This is a genomic window from Myxococcus dinghuensis (assembly GCF_024198235.1).
In the GTDB taxonomy this organism is placed as follows: domain Bacteria; phylum Myxococcota; class Myxococcia; order Myxococcales; family Myxococcaceae; genus Myxococcus; species Myxococcus dinghuensis.
Window position 1 is genome coordinate 60,161 of sequence record NZ_JAKCFB010000019.1, and the last position, 20,995, is coordinate 81,155.

A 20,995-nucleotide genomic window follows, 5' to 3' on the forward strand; every position below is an offset into this window, starting at 1 on the left:
CCCTTGACCGTGCTTGCTTGAACCCGGAACGCGTTTCTGTATGGTAGCGCGCCCTTTCATCCGGGCGGGGCGTGGTGGGTGTCCACTGGTGAAGAGGAGTCTAGTACATGTTTGATTCAGTCCTTGACCGCGGCCAGGCGCCCAAAGCGAAGTTCGGCGTCGGGACCACCATCTCGGTGATCCTGCACGTGGCGCTGTTCGCTGTGGCCTACTTCCTTTCCACCAGGGAGCCCGTCGAGGAGGAGAAGGAGATCGAGGTGACGCTGAAGGCCACCATGGCCCCGCCGCCTCCGCCCCCGCCCCCGCCTCCCCCGCCCGCGGCGAGCTCCACTCCGAAGACGACTCCCAAGAAGCCGAAGAAGCCCGACACCATCGTGCAGCCGAAGGAGATCCCGAAGGAGGTTCCCAAGGAGGTGGAGCCGACCGAGGAGCCGCCCGCCGCCGCCGAGGAGCCGACCGAGGAGCAGGTGGAGGGTGGTGTCGAGGGTGGCGTCGCCGGTGGTGTGGTGGGTGGTGTCGTGGGCGGCGTGATTGGTGGTGTGGTGGGCGGTCAGCTGGGTGGGACGGGGACGGAGGTGCTGCCGTTCGGCGCGGGCATGACCCGGCCCGAGAAGATGTCGGGGCCGAGCCCCGAGTACACGCGCGAGGCGCTCACCGCGGGCGTGCAGGGGACGATGATCGTCAAGTGCGTCATCACCGTCGAAGGTCGAGTGGAGCGCTGCCGAGTCATCAAGCCCCTTCCCCACATGGAACAAGCCGTCCTGGACGCACTGACAGCGTCACGCTACAAGCCCGTCACGTTCCAGGGACGCCCGGTCCAGGTGGATTACACCTTCACCCTGAACCTGAAGCTGCCGCGCTGATCCGGGCGCGCCGTAGAGAAGCATCGACGGACCACCCGCGCTCGTGAGGAGGAGCGCTTAACCAAGCCATGCAATTCACTCTCATCGATATCTGGCACCACACGGGCCTCTTCGCCCGCTGCATCATCTTCACCCTGGCCATCATGTCGGTGGCGTCGCTGGTCGTGATGGCGGAGCGAATGATCGTGTTCCGGAAGACCCGGGCCGACAGCCGCAACTTCGCCGCGAAGATGGGTGCGATCCTGGCCAAGGGCGACCTGAGCACGGCGGCCAACACCAACCTGGGCAAGGACGTGGGTCACCTGGGTCGGGTGATCAACTCCGGCCTGACCGCCTACCGCATCAGCCCCAACAACAAGGAAGTGGCGGTGGAGTCGGTGGCGCGCGCCCTGGAGCGTCAGGCGCAGCGTGAGGTGCAGAGCATGAAGCGCGGCCTGGGCCTGCTGGCCACGGTCGGTTCGACGGCGCCGTTCGTCGGTCTGCTCGGCACGACGATGGGTATCGTCAACGCCTTCCAGCTCATGGCGGCCGCGGGCTCCGGTGGTCTGGGTACCATCTCCGCCGGTATCGCCGAGGCGCTCATCACCACGGCGTTCGGCCTCCTGGTCGCCATCCCCGCCGTGATGGCCTACAACTTCCTGCAGGGCTGGGTGGATGCTCGTGCGGTGGACATCTCCGAGTCCTCCAACGAGTTCCTCGACGTGGTCGCCCGCCACCTGAGCGGCGGCGCGCACTCCTCGCACGCGGCCTGAGAAGTCACCGGCGCGAGCCCGGGGACGACCCGAGGCCCGCCTCCTTCATGAACGCGGCCCCTGACGTCGAGGGGCCAGCGACGCCACGAGGGAGGACGGGCCCCCATCACCAGGAAGCAGGTTACACGCATGGGAATGTCAGCAGGCCCCAAGGGGGGCATGAAAAGCGAGATCAACGTCACGCCGCTGGTGGACGTGGTGTTGGTGCTCCTCATCATCTTCATGGTCGTCACCCCCATGCTCCAGCGCGGCAAGTCCGTGGAGCTGCCGAAGGCCACCGAGATCGAAAAGGAGAAGGGAAAGGACTCGGATCCTCTCTACGTCTCCATCACCCCGGACAAGAAGGTGTTCGTGGAGAACGATCAGGTGGACGACCAGGCGCTCGGGGATCGCATCGCGCAGGAGCTGTCCAAGGACCCGGGCAAGAAGATCCTGCTCAAGGGTGACAACACGGTGAACGTGGGCGACGTGCGCAGGGTGCTGGACGTGGCTCGCAAGGCCAAGGCCAAGCAGATCGCGCTCGGCGTCGAGGAGAAGAAGTAATGGCCGGCCACAAGCGCCAGTGGGTCAAGCCCCAGTCCGCTCCGAACTCGGAGATCAACGTCACGCCGCTGGTGGACGTGGTGCTGGTGCTCCTCATCATCTTCATGGTCGTCACGCCGCTCCTGGAGAAGGACATCCTGGTGCGCGTGCCGGACACGGAGATGGAAAACGACCCTCCTCCTCCCGACCCGAACGACCAACAGCTCGTGGTGCTGCTGGACAAGGACGGGGGCTACTCCATCAACACGGAGAAGGTCACCGAGTCCGACTACATCAACCGCCTCAAGCGCATGCTGGCGGCGAAGAAGGCGGACGACAAGGTCGTCTTCTTCATGGCGGACGACGCCACCAACTACGGCCGGCTCATCGCGGCCCTGGACGGCGCGAAGGCAGCGGGTGCGAAGGTCCTCGGCATGGCCACCGAGCTGCCGACGAATGCCGTCATCCAGGGCACGCAGGTCGACACCGGCACGCCGACGCCTCCGGCGCCCTGAAGTCAATCCTCCTCCGGGGCGTGCCTACGCTCCGGGTTGGAGTCGCGGTTCACATCCAGAAGCTCGTCGGCTAGAGTCCACTCCTCATGGCCGACGAGCTTCTCGTCTTTGAACAGACCATCGAAGCCCTCTTCCTGCGCGCGCTGCACGGGCGGCTGACGCCTGGCTGCAAGGAGCGCCTGCGCAAGGAGGGGCTCGACGTGGACCAGAAGCTCCGTCCCGCCTACGCCTTCGCTTCGTGGATGGCGTACCTGCGCATCGCCTCGGAGGAGCTGTTCCCCCAGGACTCCATGGGTCAGGGCACCTTCAAGCTCGGCGAGGCCTATATCGAGGGCTTCCGCGAGACGATGCTGGGACGTGCGGTGCTGTCGCTGCTCCGCGTCCTGGGCCCCCGGCGCACGCTGATGCGGGCGACCCAGAACTTCCGCGCGGGCAACAACTACACCGAGTCCAAGCTCACGGAGCTGGGCCCCTGCCAGTTCGAGCTGTGGATGAACGAGGTGGGTGACTACCCCGCCTTCACCGCGGGCATCATCCACGCCGGGCTGAGGGTGGCCGGCGCGCAGAACGTCTCCATCGAGACGTCCGGCTACGACGGCCACGCCTGCACCTACCGCATCAACTGGAACGAAGCCTCGGTCTCCTCCGGCGTGGCCGGCAGCGGCGACTCCAAGGCCGCCAGGAGGTCCGGGTCCATCAGCTCCCTGTAGATGAACTCGGCGATGAGCCCCGTCACCATCCAGATGGGGAGGATGTAGAGCGACGTCATCTGCCAGAAGATGGCGCCCGCGTCCGCGTAGTACCAGATGCGGTAGCCGGTGAACCGCTCCAGCATCACCCCGCTGAAGGCCTCGAAGAGCAGGATGCCGAAGCCGTAGACGACGGCGCGCATGCTGGCGTGCTGGTAGAGCATCCACCGGTACACCGGCTCCACGAACCAGAAGCACGCCACGCCGTAGATGAGGAACATCCACAGCGAGCACTGCCCGTAGGCCGTGACGACCGGGGTGTCCCAGATGGCGTTGAGCCCCAGCCGGTCATCCACCTGCCACTGGAACTGGAACAGCGCCCCCAGGAGCGGCACGTCCCGGGCAATCCGCACCAGGTTGTAGAAGAACACCTCGGAGCTGATGCCCACCATCCCGTAGAGGCAGAAGCGGAACACCGCGAACGCCACCTTCATCCGCTGCCCACGCTTCATGTCCGCACGACGGATGCGCACCGGCCGACGGCGCTGAACGACTTGTGACTCCATGTGAGTCATCTCCCCCTGCAATCCCCAGATGGGCTTCAAGCTACCGAAGTCCCGCCCGCCCTGGCTAGAGGCTGCTTCACTTATCCAGTGAACCTGGAATCCCCGACACCCGGGTTGGATGGGCATCCATCTCCAGGGATTGGGGGGAGAGAGCCCACGCCTGGGGTCGGCCTCGGTACGCGGGTTGCTGTGCCCTCCACGCGGGTGGCGTGGGGAGGTGGGGACATGCTGGCGAGGGTGCGGTCGGGGGCGTTGCTGGGCATCGACGCGGTGGTGGTGGAGTGCGAGGTCGACATGGCGCTCGGCCTCCCCTACTTCAACGTGGTGGGGCTGCCGGAGGGGGCGGTGCGCGAGTCGAAGGTGCGCGTCGTCTCCGCGCTGAAGAACACGGGCTTCGAGCTGCCACAGAAGCGCATCACCGTGAACCTCGCGCCCGCGGACCTGAGAAAGGACGGCGTGGCGTTCGAGCTGCCCATCGCCCTGGGGGTGTTGGCGGCGGCGAAGCTGCTCGAGGACGCGCCGCTGTCCCGGTACCTCTTCGGGGGCGAACTCTCGCTGGACGGGACCCTCAAGCCCATCAAGGGGGTGCTGCCGCTGGCGGTGGCGGCGCGGGACGGAGGCTTCGAGGGGGTGATGGTCCCGTCCGCCAACGCGGCCGAAGCCTCGCTCGTGGAGGGGCTGCACGTGCATCCAGTGGCGAGCCTGCGCGACGCGGTGGACCACCTGACGGGCACCCGTCCCATCCCGCCCTTCTCACGGAGCCTCGGGCCCGCGGGCGAGCGGGCGCGTGACGACGCCGCGCCGGACATGGCCGACGTTCGGGGTCAACCCGAGCTGAAGCTCGCGCTGGAGCTGGCGGCGGCGGGCGGCCACAACGTGCTGATGTGCGGACCTCCCGGCTCGGGCAAGACGATGCTGGCGCGGCGGTTGCCCGGCATCCTCCCGGAGATGACCTTCGCCGAGGCGCTCGAGGTGACCAAGGTCTACTCGGTGCTGGGGCTCCTCGGCGAAGGCCATGCCCTGGTGCGCGAGCGTCCCTTCCGCGCGCCGCATCACACGCTCTCCGACGCGGGGCTCGTGGGGGGAGGCCCCACGGCGCGCCCCGGCGAGCTGTCCCTGGCGCACCACGGCGTGCTGTTCCTGGACGAGCTGCCGGAGTTCCGCCGGAACGTGCTCGAGGTGCTGCGCCAGCCGCTGGAGGAGGGCGTCATCCACCTGGCCCGAGCCACCCAGAACATCACCTATCCCTGCCAGGTGATGCTGGTGGCGGCCATGAACCCCTGCCCTTGCGGCTACTTCAACGTGCCCGGCCACACGTGCCGATGCCCGGAGCACCGCGTGTTCGACTACCACGCGCGCGTCAGCGGCCCCCTGCTGGACCGGGTCGACATCACCCTGCAGACGCGGCCAGTGGAGTACCACCATCTGGCGAGGCCAGAGGCCCGGGAGCCTTCGAGCCGGTACTACCGGGAGCGGGTGGAGGCGGCGCGGTGCCGCCAGCGCGAGCGCTTCCGCGACATGGTGGGCGTGCACTGCAACGCGCAGCTCCCTTCCCACCTGCTGCGCCGCCACTGCGTCCTGAGTCCCCGCGCAGAGCGGATGCTGGAGCTGGCGGTGCGCCATCATGGGCTGTCCGCACGCGCGCATGACCGGCTGTTGAAGCTCGCGCTCACCCGCGCGGACCTCGAGGGGCACGGACGCATCGAGGACGTGGACATGCAGTTGGCCATCGACTGCCGGGTGCTGGACCGCCGGGGCTGGCTGAACGCGAACACCGAGGGCACTCCGCCCTCGCGTGGCGTCACGCCCCCCTGGCGCACCGCCTCATCCAGCGCGGGCGACCCGCGCGAAGGGAGATGAGGCGGCCGTCACGTCGTCCGTCAGTGCGTCACGGGCGTCGGAACCTGCGCAGGGGAGACGACGGCGCGCGGCTCGCTCTCCGCGCCCGGTGGGAGCGAGGGCGTGCTCCGGACGGGCCGGACGAGCTGGTCCAGCCGGGGCGTGGCCCCGGTAATGATGCGCGCCGACTTGCCGAACGTCAGGTACGAGTAGGCCCAATCCAGGAGCACCGCCAGCTTGCTGCGGAACCCGATGAGGAAGGTGATGTGGATGAGCAGCCAGGCCAGCCACGCGGAGAGCCCCGCCTGATTGAAGCGGCGGAACGCGATGCCCACCGCGTGTCCGCGCCCGATGACCGCGTAGGAGCCCCGGTCCCAGTACTTGAAGGGCGTCATGGGTCGCCCCTGGATTCGATGCAGGATGTTCTTCGCGGCGTGCTTGCCCTCCTGCATCGCGGCGGGCGCGAGCCCCGGGACGGGCGTGCCGTCCGCCTGTTTGAGCGACGCCAGGTCGCCGACGACGAAGACGTCGTCATGCCCCGGCACCGTCAACTCGGGCGTCACCAGGACGCGGCCCGCGCGGTCCAACGGCACACCGAGCGAGCGCGCCACGGGGGATGCGGCGACCCCCGCGGCCCACAACACCGTGCGGGCCTCCAGGTGCTCCGTTCCGATGTAGACCCCCGTCGCGTCGATGTTCGTCACCCTCGCGCCGGTGCGGACCTCCACCCCCAGCATCTCCAGCGTGCGCCGGGCCGTGTCCGTGAGGGCGTCCGGATAGACCGGGAGCACCTTGCCCAGGCCCTCGATCAGGACGATGCGCGCCTGACGCGGGTCGATGTTCTTGAAGTCGCCGAGCAGTGACTTGCGGCTGATCTCCGCCAGCGCTCCCGCGAGCTCCACGCCCGTGGGGCCACCGCCGATGATGACGAAGTTGAGCAGCGCGCGGCGGATGCTCGGGTCCGTCTCGCGCTCCGCCAGCTCGAAGGCCAGCAGCACGCGCCGGCGAATCTCCACCGCGTCCTCGATGGACTTCAGTCCCGGCGCCACCTGCTCCCACTGGTCGTTGCCGAAGTACGAGTGCGTCGCGCCCGTGGCGATGATGAGGTAGTCGTATTCCAGCTCGCCGTCCGACAGCAGCACGCGCTTGCGCTCCGTGTCGATGCCCGTCGCGTCCGCCAGGAGCACCGACACACCGCGCGGACCGACGATGGCCCGCAGCGGCGCGGCGATTTCACTGGGGCTCAGCGTCGCCGTGGCCACCTGGTACAGCAACGGCTGGAAGAGGTGATGGTTGTGGCGGTCGACCAGGGTGACCCGCACCGGCTCCTTGGCCAGCTTGCGGGCGGCCTTGAGCCCGGCGAACCCTCCGCCGAGGATGACCACATGGGGCATGTCTTCGCGTGGAGTTTTCACGCTCGAAAGGTCATGCCGCCGCTCCCGAACTTCAACGCAAAGCGCCATGCGCCCGCCGGCCTGGCAGGCGCCTCTTCCCCCGGCGGAAATCGCATGACAACGCGCCGCGTCAAATGAAAGACTTGGGGCTTCTCCGTCGCGTTCATCATGAAGCTCCTCCATCTCCTGCTCACCGCGCTCCAGGCCCTCTTCCTGATGTTCTGGGGGGCGTTCTGGATAACCCTGGCGGGGGTGGCGATGGTGCTCACGCGCAACGGGGACGTGGCGCTGATGATGGCGCGGCGGTTCTGGGCGCCGATGCACTGGCGCATCAACGGCTCGCGGATGGAAGTGGAGCCGCTGCCGGACATCGACTGGAGCAGGCCGCACATCTTCCTGATGAACCACCAGTCGGCGCTGGACATCCCCTGCGCCTTCGCCGCGCTGCCCGTCAACCTGCGCTTCGTCGCCAAGCACGTGCTGCGCTACGTGCCGTTCCTCGGGCAGTACATGTCGATGACGGGGATGATCTTCGTCGACCGCTCGCGACACTCGGCGGCCTTGGCCAGCCTGAGGCAGGCGGGTGGGCGCATCCGCGAGGGCGCGAGCATCCTGGCCTTCCCGGAGGGCACGCGCTCCGAGGACGGGCGCCTGCAGTCCTTCAAGAAGGGCCCCTTCATGCTCGCGCTGGAGGCGCAGGTGCCCATCGTTCCCGTGGCCATCGAGGGCTCCGGGCGGATGTTGCCGGTGGGTTCGCTCTTGTTCTACCGCGGCCTCATCCGCGTGAAGGTGGGCCAGCCCATCGACACGAAGGGCCTGACCACGGGCGAGCGCGACGCGCTCATGGCGCAGGTCCACGACGCGATGTCGCGGCTGCATCGCGACATCGGCGGTGACAGCGAGGTCCCCGCGCAGTCCGCCGTCGCCGCCGAGCCCGCCCTGGCCACGCTCGAGACGCAGCCGAGCTGAGCGCTCCGCCACCGAGAACCCGCGGGGCCGCGTGAACGGCCCCCTCCCCTCCGCGATTCGGGACACCTCGCTCCAGGGCCGGACGCTCCTCGTCGCACACCCGCTTCTGTGCGCGGGCGGGCACGGCGGTTGCTCATCCCCTCGTCGATGCGCGCGGGTGCCCAACGGGACACACCGGCGCGCAGCACACGCACGAACAAGGGCGGCGAGGGAGTCGATGAGCAAGCTGACGGAGAAGTTGAAGGCGGTGGCGGCGGCGGTGGCGTCCATCGAAAAGCAGTTCGGACGCGGCGCGGTGATGACGCTGGGAGGCGACGCGCAGGAGCAGAAGGTCGCGGTCATCGCCTCGGGCTCGGTGGGGCTGGACCGGGCCCTGGGGGTGGGAGGTTATCCGCGCGGCCGCGTGGTGGAGGTGTTCGGCAACGAGTCGTCCGGCAAGACGACGCTCACGCTGCACGCCATCGCCCAGGTGCAGGCCGCGGGCGGCGTGGCCGCGTTCATCGACGCGGAGCACGCGCTCGACATCTCCTACGCGCGCAAGCTGGGCGTGCGGGTGGAGGAGCTGCTCGTGGCCCAACCGGATACGGGCGAGCAGGCGCTGGAGATCACGGAGCAACTGGTGCGCTCCGGGGCGGTGGACCTCATCGTGGTGGACTCCGTGGCGGCGCTCGTTCCGCGAGCCGAAATCGAGGGGGAGATGGGCGACGCGCACATGGGCGTGCAGGCGCGGCTGATGAGCCAGGCGCTGCGCAAACTCACGGGCGCGGTGAGCCGCTCGGGCGCCTGCATCGTCTTCATCAATCAAATCCGGATGAAGCTCGGGGTGATGTTCGGCAACCCGGAGACCACCACCGGTGGCAACGCGCTGAAGTTCTACGCGTCGGTGCGGATGGAGATCCGCCGCACGGGAAACCTCAAGGACGGCGACGCGGTGGTGGGCTCACGCGTGCGGGTGAAGGTGGTGAAGAACAAGATGGCACCACCCTTCCAGGAGGCCGAGTTCGACCTGCTGTATGGCAGCGGCATCCACCGCGCCGGCGAGGTGCTGGACCTGGGCGTGGCCACGGGCCTCATCGAGAAGTCCGGCAGCCACTTCAGCCTGAAGGGTGAGCGCATCGGCCAGGGGCGCGAGCGCGCGACGGAGTGGCTGAGGGAGCACCCCGACGCGATGGAGGCCGTGGGTCGGGAGCTGGCTGGAATCCCGCCCCTCCCCTGCCCCACGGCGCCCATGGAGGCCGCGGCCTAGGAGCTAGGGAGAGGCCGCCAGCGCATCGAGGGAGAGGGCCACGGGAATCCTCCGCCCACCAGTGCACAGCAGGAGCCCACCATCGGGCCCCTGCTCCAACAACTGGCCCAGTTGGTACTGGGCGTCGCGGGAGAAGCGCGCCTTGGCCCTCCCCTGCTTCACGCGACAGGCGAGGACACCGTCCGCCGCCACCTGCAGGGTGGTCAGGTCCAGCGCCTCGGCGGTGCGGTCGCTCAGTCGGATGGAGACGCGCTCGTCCGAGGCGACGTCCACGGTGCGGACCTCGTAGGCGGCGTCCTCCACCTGCACGAAGCACCAGTCATTCCCGATGCGCAGTTGGAAGCGGCCCGTGTCGTCAAGGACGAGCGAGGCGTTGAAGAGTTCGATGATCTTCGGGTGGAGGATGGGCTCGTCGTCATGCCACCAGCGCAGGGCGGCATCGAGGCGGATGCCGCTGTCCTCGCGGGTGTGCCAACGCTTGCCCGGAGGGGGCTGTCCGGTGGGAGGTTGCATGGCGACGTTCTATCTGTGCGTGCGACGCGCGGGATTCAAGCCCACGCGTCGGGGAGGACTACCAGTTCCGGACGAACTCCGTGTAACCGCGGAAGGCCACGGCGCCCCAGAAGTTCACCAGCACGCCGAGCGCGATGGCCACCATCACCGCGCGGTTGCGCAGGGACCAGCCACCGACGGCGAACAGCAGCAGCAGGTAGGGCGTGTAGTCCAGGCTGAAGCGGAAGCCGAACTGCATGTATCCGGTGTTCTGGTAGAAGAGGCCCGGCAGCGCGCAGATGGCCACCGTCAGCCACAGGGGCCAGTGCAGGCGTGGCCGCAGCTTCGGCGCCACGAGGAAGACGAGCAGCGGCAGCGTCAGCAGCAGCGTGAGGCCATGCGGGTCGTAGCCGAGCTTCAGCGGCGACCCGGACAGGCTCGGCAGCTTGAGGAAGGCCGCCTGCAGGTTGCGCCCCAGGTATTCCCAGTGGAAGAGCCCCCACCGGTCGATGTCCACGTTGACGCGGTTGTTGTAGAGGAACGCGTGGCCGAACTCGCCGGGGCGGCCGAAGCGGTAGACGTTGTACGCGGCGGCCAGCACAGCCAGGGGCGCGGCCCCCAGCGCGAACAGGCCCAGCTTGCGCGCCGCCGGCTTCCAGTCCCGCGCCAGCGCCTTGAGCTGCCCGAGCCGGTTCTCCGGCCCCGGGCACAGCGCCTCCAGCACGAAGAAGAGCCCCGCGAACACCAGCGGCGTGCGGGTGAGCGTGGCCATGGAATAGAACACCCCCGCGAGCACCGGACGGCGGGCATTCGCGGCGTTGCGCACGTAGAGACACGTCAGCGCCACGCCCATCACCTCCGCGCTGAACCAGACCTCACCGCGGATGGCGCAATAGAAGAACAGCGTGCCGAAGGCGAGTACCAGCGCGAGCGCGATGTTCTCGTCGTGCTGCCTCGCCGTCTCGCCCTGCTGCGCCAGGAAGCGCAAGAGCGAGTAGAACAGCGCCACGGCGAGCGCGCCCACGATGACGCCGAACGACGTGTCGTTGAACTGGTAGCCGTGCAGCGCGACGAAGGGCAGCATCGCGACGGCCGGGAACGACGGGAAGCTCACGAACCAGCGGTCCGTCGGCAACGGTCGACCCTCACAGCGGGTCTTCACGCCGTGCACCAGGCGCACGCAGGCCCAGTCTTCCAGGTTGGGCAACACCTGGGGATCCACGTCCAGCCGCCCCTCCACCCACGACTGGGCCTGGTAGATGAAGTGCGGCGCCGCGCTCTGGCGCAGGAAGCGCTGCGAGCTGAAGCTGGCGAGCACCGCGAAGGCGACCAGGAAGAGCAGCACCTCCACCCGATAGGCCGCCAACCACACCCGCAACGCGGCCCCCGGAACGCTCCCGGCGACGGTCGCGGCGGCCCCAGACACAGCGGGCATGGCGACCTCCGCGACGGGAGGGGCCTCCATGGAGGGAGGCGTTGGCATCGAGGCCTCCGCGGCCACGGGGACCTCCGCGGCGGGGCTCGCGGACGAAGGGGGTTGCTCGGCGGGCGGCGGCGAGTGGGGGCGCTTGGACTTGGAGCGGCTCATGGGCGGACGGCGGCGGTCAGCAGGTGCTGCCGCAGCATCTCCAGCGAATGGGAAGCGGCGAACAGCCGTACGCGGTCTCTATCTCCCGAGATGGAGATGCGGTCCACCCGGGTGGGCACACCGGGCGCCGCGAGGCCGCAGTACACGGTGCCGACCGGGTCCTCGGGACTCCCTCCACCCGGGCCCGCGTATCCGGTCACGGACAGGCCATACGTGGCGCCGCACGCGGCGCGGATGCCCTCGGCCATCGCGAGAGCCGTCTGCCGGGAGACGGCGGAATGACGCTCGAGGACCTCGGGGGGAACCCCCGCCCAGGCGGACTTCAGCTTCTCCGAGTAGACCACCGCCCCACCGACGAAGGTGTTGCTGGCCCCTGGCACCGCGGTGATGCGCTGGGCGACGAGTCCGCCGGTGCAGCTCTCCGCGGCCGCCAGCGTGGCACTCTCCCGACCGAGCAGACCGAGCAGGACCGGCACGTACTCCTCCGCGTCCGCACCGAAGACGCGCGGGCCCAACACGCGGCGACAGTCGGCCTCGACGGCGGCCAGCGCGGCGTCTGCCTCCGCCTGGGAGGGGGCCTCGGCCATCAGCTTGAGGTGGTTCTCCGGCGCGTGCGTCCGGAAGCCGAACACCACGCGGGGATGGAGCGGGGCGAGCGGCGCCACGGCCAGGTCCAGCTCCGACTCCGGGATGCCCACCGTCTTCAGCAGGCGGAAGGCACGGAAGACGCGCCCCGGGCGCGACTCCAGCTCCGTCTGGATGCGGGGGAGCACCACGGCGTTCAGCAGCGCGCGGAACTCCCTCGGGACGCCCGGCAGGAAGAAGAGCCGGCAGCGCCCCAGGGTGAGCACGACGAGGGGCGCCGAACCCTCCGGATTGCGCACCGGCTCCGCGCCCCGGGGGATGCGCGCCATGCGCAGGGCGCTCGGGTTGATGGAGGCGCCTCGCGCGGCGTAACGCTCGCGCAGCCAGCCGAGCACCCGGGCGTCCTCCTCCAGGGGGACTCCGGCCGCCGAGGCCGCGCACTCCAGGGTGAAGTCATCGGCGGTGGGGCCCAGTCCTCCGGAGACGACCACCACGTCCGCGCGGGAGGCAGCCTCCAGCAGCGCCTGGGTGATGTCGGGGCGTACGTCGCCCACCAGCACCACGCGCTCGACCTTCACCCCCAGGTCGAACAGGCGCGCTTCCAGGTAGGTACTGTTCGTATCGGTGATGAGGCCGGTGACCAGTTCGTCACCCGTACACAGCAGCTCGACGCGCATGGGCCGCGCATCCTAGCGACAGTGGGGAGCCTCGGCACGGACCATGCGCGGCCCAGCTCCCCCACCCCAGCACGTCCCCTGGCCCGGCCCCCGGTCGGGCGGGAGGGCGCGCCGCCCCGTGGACGGCGGGGAGCCTCAGAGGAACGCGGGCCCGTTGCCGCCAGTCCCAGGACCGCCGTCGGCGTCGTCCTCGTCCTCATCCTCGTCGTCGATGACGGCGGCGACGACCGCCGAGCCCGCCAGCTTGCGTGCCGCCAGGTGGCTGCGGACCTGGAACGCGGACTCCACCAGCCCCAGGGCCAGGTACGCGCCACAGCACGCCACCAGCACCCAGGCCGGGTGGTACTGCGTCGCGATGGCCACGCCCCCGAGCACCAGCAGCATGAACACCGCCGCGCTCTTCCGGTTGGGGCGCGCGTCCTTGAAGGTGCGGTAGCGCACCGTGGAGACCATCAGCAACGACAGGCCCGCGACGGCCACCGCCACCGGCACCGAGGCCGACTCGCGCAGCGGCTCGCCATGCGAGGCCGCGTGGTGAGAGATGATGACGGAGACCAGCATGCCCGCGGCGATGGGGATGGGCAGGCCCACGAAGAAGCGGCCTCCGCCCCCGTGCGGGTTGCGGGCGGCCAGCACGTTGAAGCGCGCCAGGCGCAGCGCGCCGCAGGCGGCGAAGGAGAAGGCGATGAACATGCCCGCGAAGCCCAGGGGTTCCAGCGCCCACTTGTAGACGAGCAGCGAGGGCGCCGCCCCGAACGAGACGACGTCCGCCAGGCTGTCGAGCTGCACGCCGAAGTCGCTCTGCGTCTTCGTCAGCCGCGCGACGCGACCGTCGAAGCCGTCGAAGAACATCGCGAAGAAGATGGCCAACGAGGCCTGATAGAGCTGGACGGGACCTGCCTCACCCGAGCAGAGCGTGAGGGCATAGAAGCCACAGAAGATGGACGTGACGGTGAAGAGGTTCGGCAGCACGAACATCAATTTCCGCAACTTCATCGTTCCCTCGACTTCCTCTGATGCCCGTGAGTACCTGGCAACAGGACGGCCGGTGAACGGACCTTAGCAGGGTTTTATTTAGAGCACCGTCAGACCGAGGGGTCGGCAAGGAGGCGGCATGGAAGGCTGGCGCTGGGCGGTGTGGGTGCTGGTCGCCGCGCTCGTCCTGGTCCTGGGGAATGTCCTGTGGGTGGTGCTGGTTCGGCGCTGGTACCGGCTGCGCACCCCGCTTCCCCAGGCGTTCAAGGCGAGGTGCGCGGACGGCTGGGAGCTGACGGTCCACGTGCGGCGGGCCCCGAAGCGGCGCTTCGAGGAGCCAGTGCTGCTGTGCCATGGCCTGGCGGCGAACCGCTTCACCTTCGACTTCGAGCCCCCCTACTCCGTGGCCCACTTCCTGGCCGAGGTGGGCTTCGACTGCTTCAGCGTGGAGTGGCGGGGCACGGGGCACTCGCGGATGCCGCCCCCGGGGCGGAGGTACACGGACTTCACCATCGATGACCACGTCCACCAGGACGGGCCGGCGCTCATCGAGCTGGCGCTGCGGGAGAGCGGGGCGAAGCGGGCGTTCTGGCTCGGTCATTCCCTGGGCGGGCTCGTGGGCTACGCGCTCGCGCAGGGCGCGGAGGGGGAGAAGCTCGCGGGGCTGCTGACGCTCGGGGCGCCGGTGCACTTCAAGTCGGAGCCCTTCCTGCGCACGCTCATCTCCCTGGGCGTGCGCGCGGCCTGGCCGGGGCGGCTGCGTCAGGAGTGGATGAGCGCCAGCCTCGCGCCGTTCCTCGGTTACGTGACGCTGCCCCTGTCCGACCTCGTGGTGAATCCGCTGCACATCCCGCCGCGCATCCAGCGGCAGGTCTACGCGAACATGATGTCGTCGATGAGCCGCAAGGTGCTGCTCCAGTTCCAGGACTGGATCGAACACGACGCGTTCCGCTCCTTCGACCGGACCACCGACTGGCGCGCGGGCATCTCCCGACTCCAGTTGCCCATGCTCGTCATGGGCGGCAGCGCGGACAAGTTGGCCACGGCGGAGAACGTGGAGAGCCAGTTCGCGCTCATCACCGCCCAGGACCGCACCCTGCACATCTTCGGCAGGGACCATGGCGACAAGATGGACTACGGCCATGGCGACCTCGTCTTCGGCACCGGCGCGCCCGAGGAGGTCTATCCCATCATCCGCGACTGGTTGGTCCGGCACGCGACCGAGATTTCCCCCACCGCCGCGAGCGCGACCTCGGCATCCGACTGACCCTGGCGCCCCTCAACGGTGGGGCCGGGGCCGCTCCAGCGATACGCAGCGCGCCTGCGTGCCCCGCAGGTCCTCCGCGCGCACGCGCGTCAACCGGACCCGCGTGGCCCCCGTGCATTCGGTCTCGACCAGGCCCCGCAGCGCGCCTTTCACGGAGAAGCCATCCACGCTCGCGGTGGCATCCTCCGCGACCGCCACGGCCCCCGCGACCGCCTCGCGCAGGTCGACCCCCGTCGCCTCCAGCGTCGCGCGGGTGTCCGCGAGCAGGCCCGCTTGCCCGCATCGCTCCAGTTCGATGTCGCGCAATACCGCCTTCGCGCCCTGGGCCACGAGGACACAGGCCCCCGCGGCGCCGCGCACCACCACGCCTTCGACGTCCGCGGCCCCCTGCCGCAAGTGCAGGGCCTCACCGTTGACGCCATCCCCGGAGCGCACGTTCACGAAAGTGCTGTTTCGCACGCGCACGCGGCCACCCATCGCCATGAGCCCGTATTCTGAAGCGTCCTCGACACGGAGCCGGTGCACGTCCGCGACGGACCCCACGAGTTGAACCGCTCCATGACCGCCACTGCCCCGCACGACCACGTCCTCCAGCGAGACGCCTCGTGAGGCCGCGACGGTCAGCCCCGCTCGCGTCGCCCCCAAGGACAGCAGGTCCCGCACGTCCAGCGTGTCGACCCGCGACGCGGAGACCGCCACCTCGAATCCGAGGACGCGAACGTCTTCCAGCGTCAGGCCCCCCTCCACCACCGAGAAGGCCGCGCCTGTGCCACGCTCGGCCGTCGCGCCCCGCACCCGGGCCGTCCCGCCGTCCATGCCCAACGCGGTGACGGGCCCCGTGAAGGTGACGTCCGCCAGTTCCGCGTGAGAGCCCGTGCCCCGCACCCGCACCGCGCGCCGGAAGGGCCCGACGAAGCGCACCTCCCGCAGCCACACCTCACGCGCTACCGCTCCGGACGCGGGCCCTGCGTCAGTCGAACCAGACACCGACCCACCCATGGCGAGACGCGGTCGACCTGCCTCCACAAGGGAGGCCGGCTCGCTCACCGCCCCGTCCCGTGTCGCTGCCTCGGCGCGAGAAGCCGGCTCGCTCACCGCCCCCTCCCGTGTCGCTGCCTCGGCGCGAGAAGCCGGCTCGCTCACCGCCCCCTCCCGTGTCGCTGCCTCGGCGCGAGAAGCCGGCTCGCTCACCGCCCCCTCCCGTGTCGCTGCCTCGGCGCGAAACGCCGGCGCGCTCACCACTCCCTCCCGTGTCGCCGCCTCCACTCGCGAGGCTGGCCCACTCACCGCTCCGCCTCGTGTCGCGGAATTCTCGATACGAGACCGCGCCGCGACCACAGGGGAGGCAGCCTCTGGCTCCACCAGCACGCCCACGGTCTCCGCCACCGTGGCCTCGAACCGCGACGCCTCCACTTCCAGGCGTCCCCCGGTCAGGCGCACCGCCCCGCGCCGCTGCCCGCCGAAGGTCATCCGCTCCAGCCGCACCCGCCCTCCCCCGGAGACCTCCAGCCCCCAGGCGCCCCCCCGCACCTCGACTCCCGCCAGCGCGGCCCCGCCCGACACCCGCAGCACCGTGCCGTCCCCGTCCCCTTCCCCGGGCAGGAGGACCGCGCCCGCCCCCGCCCCCTCCAGCCGGGTGTCCGGGGGAACCACATGGGGCCCCGGGTAGTCCCCCGGAGCCAGGTGCACCGTCAGCGGCCCGCGACGGCCCAGCGCCTCGGACAGCGACCGCAGCGGCCGTGCCCGGCTCCCGTCACCGGGGGTGTCTCGCCCGGCGTCCACCCAGAGCTCGACACGGGCCTCACCCTCCGGGGAGGGGGCGGACGGACCCGTCCCCGGGCTCTTGCAAGCCGCGCACAGCAGGATCAGCAGCGCTGGAAGCGTCCGGTAGCTCACGTCGTCGGAAATCCTAGCCCGACAACGGGCCCGGGCGCGTGGCGCGCGATCAGAGACACGCGCCAAAGGATCGAAATCCCAATGACTTTCTTTCCCGGACGATCATCCCAGACACATTTCCAACACGCGCGACCCATGGTGTCGAAGCGTGTCTCAGGAGGCACATCCACCCTCTGTCTACGCCCGGTGTTTCATGGAGCCAACTTTTCGTCTGGAGGCCGATTTTCCGGCCTCGGAACGCGGTCAGCATTGACAGGGAAAAGAGCGATTTGTTACCACCGCTCGGCTTACGCACATTCAAGGCCAGACAACGCAGGACGGAGGGGCGTAATGACCAAGGCAGAGCTCGTCGAGGTGGTGGCGGCGCAGACACGTCTCACCAAGAAGTCGGCGGCGCAGATCCTCGACATCGTCTTCACCAACATCGGCAAGGCGGTGAAGAAGGACGCGCGCTTCAGCTATCCCGGCTTCGGCACCTGGTCGGTTCGTTCCCGCAAGGCGCGGAAGATTCGCAATCCGCAGACCAACGAGATGATGAAGCTGAAGGCGTCGAAGACCATCGGCTTCCGGCCGGCCAAGGAGCTGAAGAACTCGCTGTAGTGTGTCCCGCCACCCCGGTCCGCGCCATGGCGTCCCCGGGACCCGTGGCGGATCGGGCAACAGCGTTCAGGGGCGCTGCCTCACGGGCGGCGCCCCTGATTCGTTGCGGGCTCAGGAGCCGGTGTCGCTCCGGGCGACGGGCGGGCCCCGCGGGCGCTGCGCGTCCTCGTCCGGGAGCGCGTCCAGCGGATCCAACGCCTGTCCGTCGCGCCACAGCTCGAAGTGCACGTGCACGCCGGTGGCGAGCCCCGTCTCCCCGGCCAGCCCCACGGCGTGGCCCAGGTCCAGGACCTCCCCCGGCTCCACCAGCACGCGGGACAGGTGGCTGTAGCGCGTCAGCCAGCGGCCGTCATGCTGCACCTCCACCTGGAGGCCATGGTCGCCATTCCAGCCCGCACGCAGCACCACGCCCTTGGCGGCGGTGTAGACGACCTGCCCCTGCTTCGCCGCGAGGTCCACGCCCAGGTGGCGACGCAGCTCGCCCATGATGGGGTGCCAGCGCTGGCCGAAGACGCTGGTGATGGTGACCGGCTCGACGGGCCAGGACAGCCGGGGAAGCCCGCCCACGTCCTCGGGGTGCTCCAGCCGGCGCAGCTCCGCCATGCGCACCGCGAGCCGCCCCACGCGCAGCACCACGCCCTCCGCGAGCGCGCCCGGCATGTCTCCGTAGGTGCGGCCGTCCAGCTCCAGTTCGGCCTCCAGGACGGTGCGGGCTCGCGACACGTCCCGGGCGTCGGTGCGCTCCACCGCGCGCGACAGGAAGGCGTCCAGGAGGCCGTTCATCAGCTCCCAGTTCTCCGCCTGTCCGGCGGGCATCGTCCCGCCCCGGGCCACCTGTCGGCGGAAGGACCGCGAGCGCTCCGCGAACGTCGACAGCGCCGACTGGAGCTCCGCGGAGGGCTCCGGGGCGGCCCTCCGGAGGGCGGGGTTCGCGGGCGCATGCTCCGGCGCAGCCGCCGCGCGGTACGTCGAGGGCTCCGGCTCGCTGTAGAGCTCCTCGAAGCTCATCTTCTGCTCGGCACGCGAGCCGGAGCAGGCACAGACACTGACGAAGGCGAGCAGGGGCAGTCGACGCACGGCCCGGCGAGCCTACCACGCTCCGCCGGACACGCCCGCCCGCCTGCCCTCAAGCGACGACGGCACGACGGATGCGCGCCAGGGCCTCGTCGATGTCCCGGGTCGACACATCCAGGTGTGTCACCAGGCGCAGCAGGCCCGGGCCTCCCGCCGTGTTCGTCAGCACACCGTGGCGGGCCAGCAGGGCGACCGTCTCCGGGGCCGGGCGCGAGGCGAACTCGGCGACCACCATGTTCGTCTCCACGTGGGCCGCGTCCACCTTCACCCCCGGAAGCTGCGCCAGCCCCGCCGCGAGCCGCCTGGCGTTCGCGTGGTCCTCGGCGAGCCGCTCGACGTGGTGCTCCAGCGCGTGGAGCGCCGCGGCGGCCAGGATGCCCGCCTGGCGCATGGCGCCGCCCAACCGCTTGCGCAGCCGGCGCGCCTCGCGGATGAGGTCCGCGCGGCCCACCAGGGCGGAGCCCACCGGCGCGCCCAGGCCCTTGGAGAAGCACACCGCGGTGGTGTCCGTCAGCTTCGCCCACGACGACGCGGGGATGCCCGCCGCGACCTCCGCGTTGAACAGGCGCGCGCCGTCCAGGTGGACCGCGAGCCCCGCCTTGCGCGCGACCTCCACCACCGCGCGGAAGCGCTCCAGCGGCCACACCGCGCCGCCACCGCGGTTGTGCGTGTTCTCCAGCGACAGCAGGCGCGTGCGCGGGTTGTGGATGTTCTCCTCGCGCACCGCGGCCTCGACGACCTCGGGTGTGAGGAGGCCCCGCGTGCCCGGCAACGGCCCGGGCTGCACGCCCCACAGCGCGGGCACCGCGCCGCCCTCGTAGTGGAGGATGTGGCTGCCCGCCTCGGTCAGCACCTCGTCGCCCTGGCGGCAGTGCGCGCCGATGGCCAGTTGGTTGGCCTGCGTCCCGGAGGGCACGAAGAGGGCGGCCTCCAGACCGAGGCGCTCGGCGATGCGCGCCTCGAGGCGGAGCACCGTGGGGTCCTCGCCATAGACGTCGTCCCCCACCTCCGCGTCCGCGATGGCGCGGCGCATGGCGGGGGTGGGCTTCGTGACGGTGTCGGAGCGGAAGTCGATGGGCTGCATGGCTCTCCCGGGAGGCGGGCTCCAGCGAGGACTTGGGGACGCGACGAGGGTTGTCATACAACGGCCGCGTGCCTGGACGTGAGACCGCCGAGGAGAAGCGCACGCGCGCCGTGAAGGTGATGGACCGGCTGGCGACCGCGATGCCGGATGCCCGAATCGAGCTGGACTACCAGACGCCCCTGGAGCTGCTGGTGGCGGTGATGCTGTCCGCCCAGTGCACGGACAAGCGGGTGAACATGGTGACGCCCGCCCTATTCCAGCGCTTCCGCTCCGCCCAGGCCTACGCGGCGGTCCAGCCCGAGGACGTGGAGCCCTTCATCCGCACCTGCGGCCTGTACCGCGCCAAGGCGAAGAACATCGTCGCCACGGCGAAGCTGCTGGTGGCACAGCACGGCGGCGCGGTGCCGCTGGAGCGCGAAGCCCTGGCGGAGCTGCCGGGCGTGGGCCGAAAGACGGCGGGCGTGGTGTGCATCCACCTGGGAGGCACGGGCGCCTTCCCCGTGGACACGCACGTGAAGCGGCTGGCCTTCCGGCTCGGCTTCACCACGCACGAGGACCCGGACAAGGTCGAGCTCGACATGCAGGCGGTGCTACCACCGGAGCGCTGGACGCTGGGTCACCAGTTGCTCGTGTGGCACGGGCGACGCACGTGCTTCGCTCGCGCTCCGGACTGCGCCCACTGCGTCGTGGCGGACCTGTGCCCGAGGAAGGGCGTCACGTCCACGGCACGGGCCGACGCTCCGGAGGAGCCGGGGACACCGGCGAAGCCAGGGCCCGCGAAGGCCCCGGCGCGCAAGAAGGCGTCTAGCGCGAAGCCGAAGCCCGCGGTCCGTCGTCGCGCGAAGCCTTGAGGCGCTTCATCTTCTTGCGGATGATCTCCCGCTTCAGCGTGGAGACGTGGTCCACGAAGACGGTGCCGTTGAGGTGGTCCGTCTCGTGCTGCACGGCGATGGCGAGCAGGTCGTCGCAGCGCAGGGTCTGCTCGTTGCCGTCGACGTCCAGGTACTTCACGGTGACGAAGGCCGCGCGGTCCACGTCCTCGGACTCACCGGGGATGGAGAGGCAACCCTCGGTGTAGGTCGTCTCACCCTCCATCGCGACGATTTCGGGGTTGATCATCGCCAGCGGCTTGGACTCCGGCTGACGCGGCGTCGTGTCGAGGACGATGATGCGCTGGAGCACGCCCACCTGGGGCGCGGCCAGGCCGACGCCGTCGGCGGCGTACATCGTCTCGAACATGTCCTTCACCAGGGCGCGGACGGTGTCGTCCACCTTGGCCACCGGCTTGGCCTTCTGCTTGAGGATGGGGTCGGGCCAGATCAGGATCTCACGAACCATGGGAGCCGTCTTAACTCCCCTGGCACAGGTGGGCAACCCCGCGTGGGGACACCCCGGAGGGGGG

21 protein-coding genes are annotated in these 20,995 nt (G+C 70.0%); 11 read left to right on the forward strand and 10 right to left on the reverse strand.

The features are described 5' to 3' along the window. The first annotated feature begins 107 nt into the window (after positions 1–107). The 5 genes from LZ198_RS24010 (at position 108) to LZ198_RS24030 (ending at position 3,362) form a co-directional block, all read left to right on the forward strand. Positions 108–863, forward strand: coding sequence for an energy transducer TonB (locus LZ198_RS24010; RefSeq protein ID WP_253974360.1), 756 nt, complete (start codon positions 108–110; stop codon positions 861–863). A gap of 68 nt (positions 864–931) precedes the next feature. Further along, a complete protein-coding gene (locus LZ198_RS24015; RefSeq protein WP_253974361.1) occupies positions 932–1,615 on the forward strand; it encodes a MotA/TolQ/ExbB proton channel family protein in 684 nt (227 codons plus the stop codon). Positions 1,616–1,744: 129 nt separating this feature from the next. Then, on the forward strand, positions 1,745–2,158 hold the full coding sequence (locus LZ198_RS24020) for an ExbD/TolR family protein (protein ID WP_253974362.1): 414 nt from the start codon (positions 1,745–1,747) through the stop codon (positions 2,156–2,158). Then, positions 2,158–2,652, forward strand: coding sequence for an ExbD/TolR family protein (locus LZ198_RS24025; protein WP_253974363.1), 495 nt, complete (start codon positions 2,158–2,160; stop codon positions 2,650–2,652). The genes LZ198_RS24020 and LZ198_RS24025 overlap by 1 nt, the downstream gene beginning before the upstream one ends. An 86-nt stretch (positions 2,653–2,738) precedes the next feature. Beyond that, positions 2,739–3,362 carry a DUF2378 family protein gene (locus tag LZ198_RS24030; RefSeq protein WP_253974364.1) on the forward strand — a complete coding sequence of 208 codons (624 nt, stop codon included), beginning with the start codon at positions 2,739–2,741 and terminating at the stop codon, positions 3,360–3,362. Here the strand turns inward: LZ198_RS24030 and LZ198_RS24035 are convergent. Beyond that, a complete protein-coding gene (locus tag LZ198_RS24035) occupies positions 3,263–3,907 on the reverse strand; it encodes a hypothetical protein (RefSeq protein WP_253974365.1) in 645 nt (214 codons plus the stop codon). The two genes, LZ198_RS24030 and LZ198_RS24035, sit on opposite strands and share 100 nt — an antisense overlap. Before the next feature lie 225 nt (positions 3,908–4,132). Between LZ198_RS24035 and LZ198_RS24040 the strand changes: the two genes are divergently transcribed. Continuing rightward, a complete protein-coding gene (locus LZ198_RS24040; protein WP_253974366.1) occupies positions 4,133–5,767 on the forward strand; it encodes a YifB family Mg chelatase-like AAA ATPase in 1,635 nt (544 codons plus the stop codon). Positions 5,768–5,787: 20 nt separating this feature from the next. Here LZ198_RS24040 and LZ198_RS24045 read toward each other — a convergent pair whose 3' ends face one another. Further along, positions 5,788–7,140 carry an NAD(P)/FAD-dependent oxidoreductase gene (locus LZ198_RS24045; protein ID WP_253974367.1) on the reverse strand — a complete coding sequence of 451 codons (1,353 nt, stop codon included), beginning with the start codon at positions 7,138–7,140 and terminating at the stop codon, positions 5,788–5,790. 168 nt (positions 7,141–7,308) lie between these two features. Here LZ198_RS24045 and LZ198_RS24050 point away from each other — a divergent pair, with 168 nt between their 5' ends. Both LZ198_RS24050 and recA read left to right on the forward strand, forming a co-directional pair. Then, on the forward strand, positions 7,309–8,109 hold the full coding sequence (locus LZ198_RS24050; protein WP_253974368.1) for a lysophospholipid acyltransferase family protein: 801 nt from the start codon (positions 7,309–7,311) through the stop codon (positions 8,107–8,109). Between the two features lie 217 nt (positions 8,110–8,326). Then, positions 8,327–9,355 (forward strand): recombinase RecA, encoded by a 1,029-nt coding sequence (gene recA / locus LZ198_RS24055; protein ID WP_253974369.1) that lies wholly within the window; start codon positions 8,327–8,329, stop codon positions 9,353–9,355. 3 nt (positions 9,356–9,358) lie between these two features. Here the strand turns inward: recA and LZ198_RS24060 are convergent, their stop codons facing one another. The 4 genes from LZ198_RS24060 to pssA all read right to left on the reverse strand — a co-directional run bounded on the left by LZ198_RS24060 (position 9,359) and on the right by pssA (position 13,693). Next, positions 9,359–9,868: a DUF1285 domain-containing protein gene (locus LZ198_RS24060; protein ID WP_253974370.1), complete on the reverse strand. Its 510-nt coding sequence runs from the start codon at positions 9,866–9,868 to the stop codon at positions 9,359–9,361. Positions 9,869–9,926: 58 nt separating this feature from the next. After that, positions 9,927–11,282, reverse strand: a complete 1,356-nt coding sequence (locus tag LZ198_RS24065) for a hypothetical protein (RefSeq protein WP_253974371.1) — start codon at positions 11,280–11,282, stop codon at positions 9,927–9,929. 149 nt (positions 11,283–11,431) lie between these two features. Then, positions 11,432–12,697 carry a CinA family nicotinamide mononucleotide deamidase-related protein gene (locus LZ198_RS24070; RefSeq protein WP_253974372.1) on the reverse strand — a complete coding sequence of 422 codons (1,266 nt, stop codon included), beginning with the start codon at positions 12,695–12,697 and terminating at the stop codon, positions 11,432–11,434. A gap of 135 nt (positions 12,698–12,832) precedes the next feature. Further along, a complete protein-coding gene (pssA, locus tag LZ198_RS24075; RefSeq protein WP_253974373.1) occupies positions 12,833–13,693 on the reverse strand; it encodes a CDP-diacylglycerol--serine O-phosphatidyltransferase in 861 nt (286 codons plus the stop codon). A gap of 118 nt (positions 13,694–13,811) precedes the next feature. Here pssA and LZ198_RS24080 point away from each other — a divergent pair, with 118 nt between their 5' ends. Further along, the gene (locus tag LZ198_RS24080; protein ID WP_253974374.1) at positions 13,812–14,939 is read left to right on the forward strand and encodes an alpha/beta fold hydrolase; all 1,128 of its coding nucleotides are present in this window, start codon (positions 13,812–13,814) and stop codon (positions 14,937–14,939) included. 12 nt (positions 14,940–14,951) lie between these two features. Here LZ198_RS24080 and LZ198_RS24085 read toward each other — a convergent pair whose 3' ends face one another. Then, entirely contained in the window at positions 14,952–16,835 is a 1,884-nt protein-coding gene (locus tag LZ198_RS24085) for a right-handed parallel beta-helix repeat-containing protein (RefSeq protein ID WP_253974375.1), read from the reverse strand. A 330-nt stretch (positions 16,836–17,165) separates the two neighbouring features. Between LZ198_RS24085 and LZ198_RS24090 the strand changes: the two genes are divergently transcribed. Next, positions 17,166–17,435, forward strand: a complete 270-nt coding sequence (locus LZ198_RS24090; RefSeq protein WP_002635502.1) for an HU family DNA-binding protein — start codon at positions 17,166–17,168, stop codon at positions 17,433–17,435. Positions 17,436–17,546: 111 nt separating this feature from the next. Here the strand turns inward: LZ198_RS24090 and LZ198_RS24095 are convergent, their stop codons facing one another. Together LZ198_RS24095 and ltaE are read right to left on the reverse strand one after the other, a co-directional pair. Next, complete coding sequence (locus LZ198_RS24095; protein ID WP_253974376.1) at positions 17,547–18,512, reverse strand: M23 family metallopeptidase; 966 nt, start codon at positions 18,510–18,512, stop codon at positions 17,547–17,549. Between the two features lie 49 nt (positions 18,513–18,561). Continuing rightward, positions 18,562–19,593, reverse strand: a complete 1,032-nt coding sequence (gene ltaE, locus LZ198_RS24100; RefSeq protein WP_253974377.1) for a low-specificity L-threonine aldolase — start codon at positions 19,591–19,593, stop codon at positions 18,562–18,564. A gap of 68 nt (positions 19,594–19,661) precedes the next feature. On the opposite strand from ltaE, the gene nth reads away from it, so the two are divergent. After that, a complete protein-coding gene (nth, locus tag LZ198_RS24105; protein WP_323382853.1) occupies positions 19,662–20,444 on the forward strand; it encodes an endonuclease III in 783 nt (260 codons plus the stop codon). On the opposite strand, the gene def is transcribed toward nth, so the two are convergent. Next, positions 20,398–20,931: a peptide deformylase gene (def, locus tag LZ198_RS24110; protein ID WP_253974378.1), complete on the reverse strand. Its 534-nt coding sequence runs from the start codon at positions 20,929–20,931 to the stop codon at positions 20,398–20,400. The two genes, nth and def, sit on opposite strands and share 47 nt — an antisense overlap. Positions 20,932–20,995: the final 64 nt, after the last annotated feature.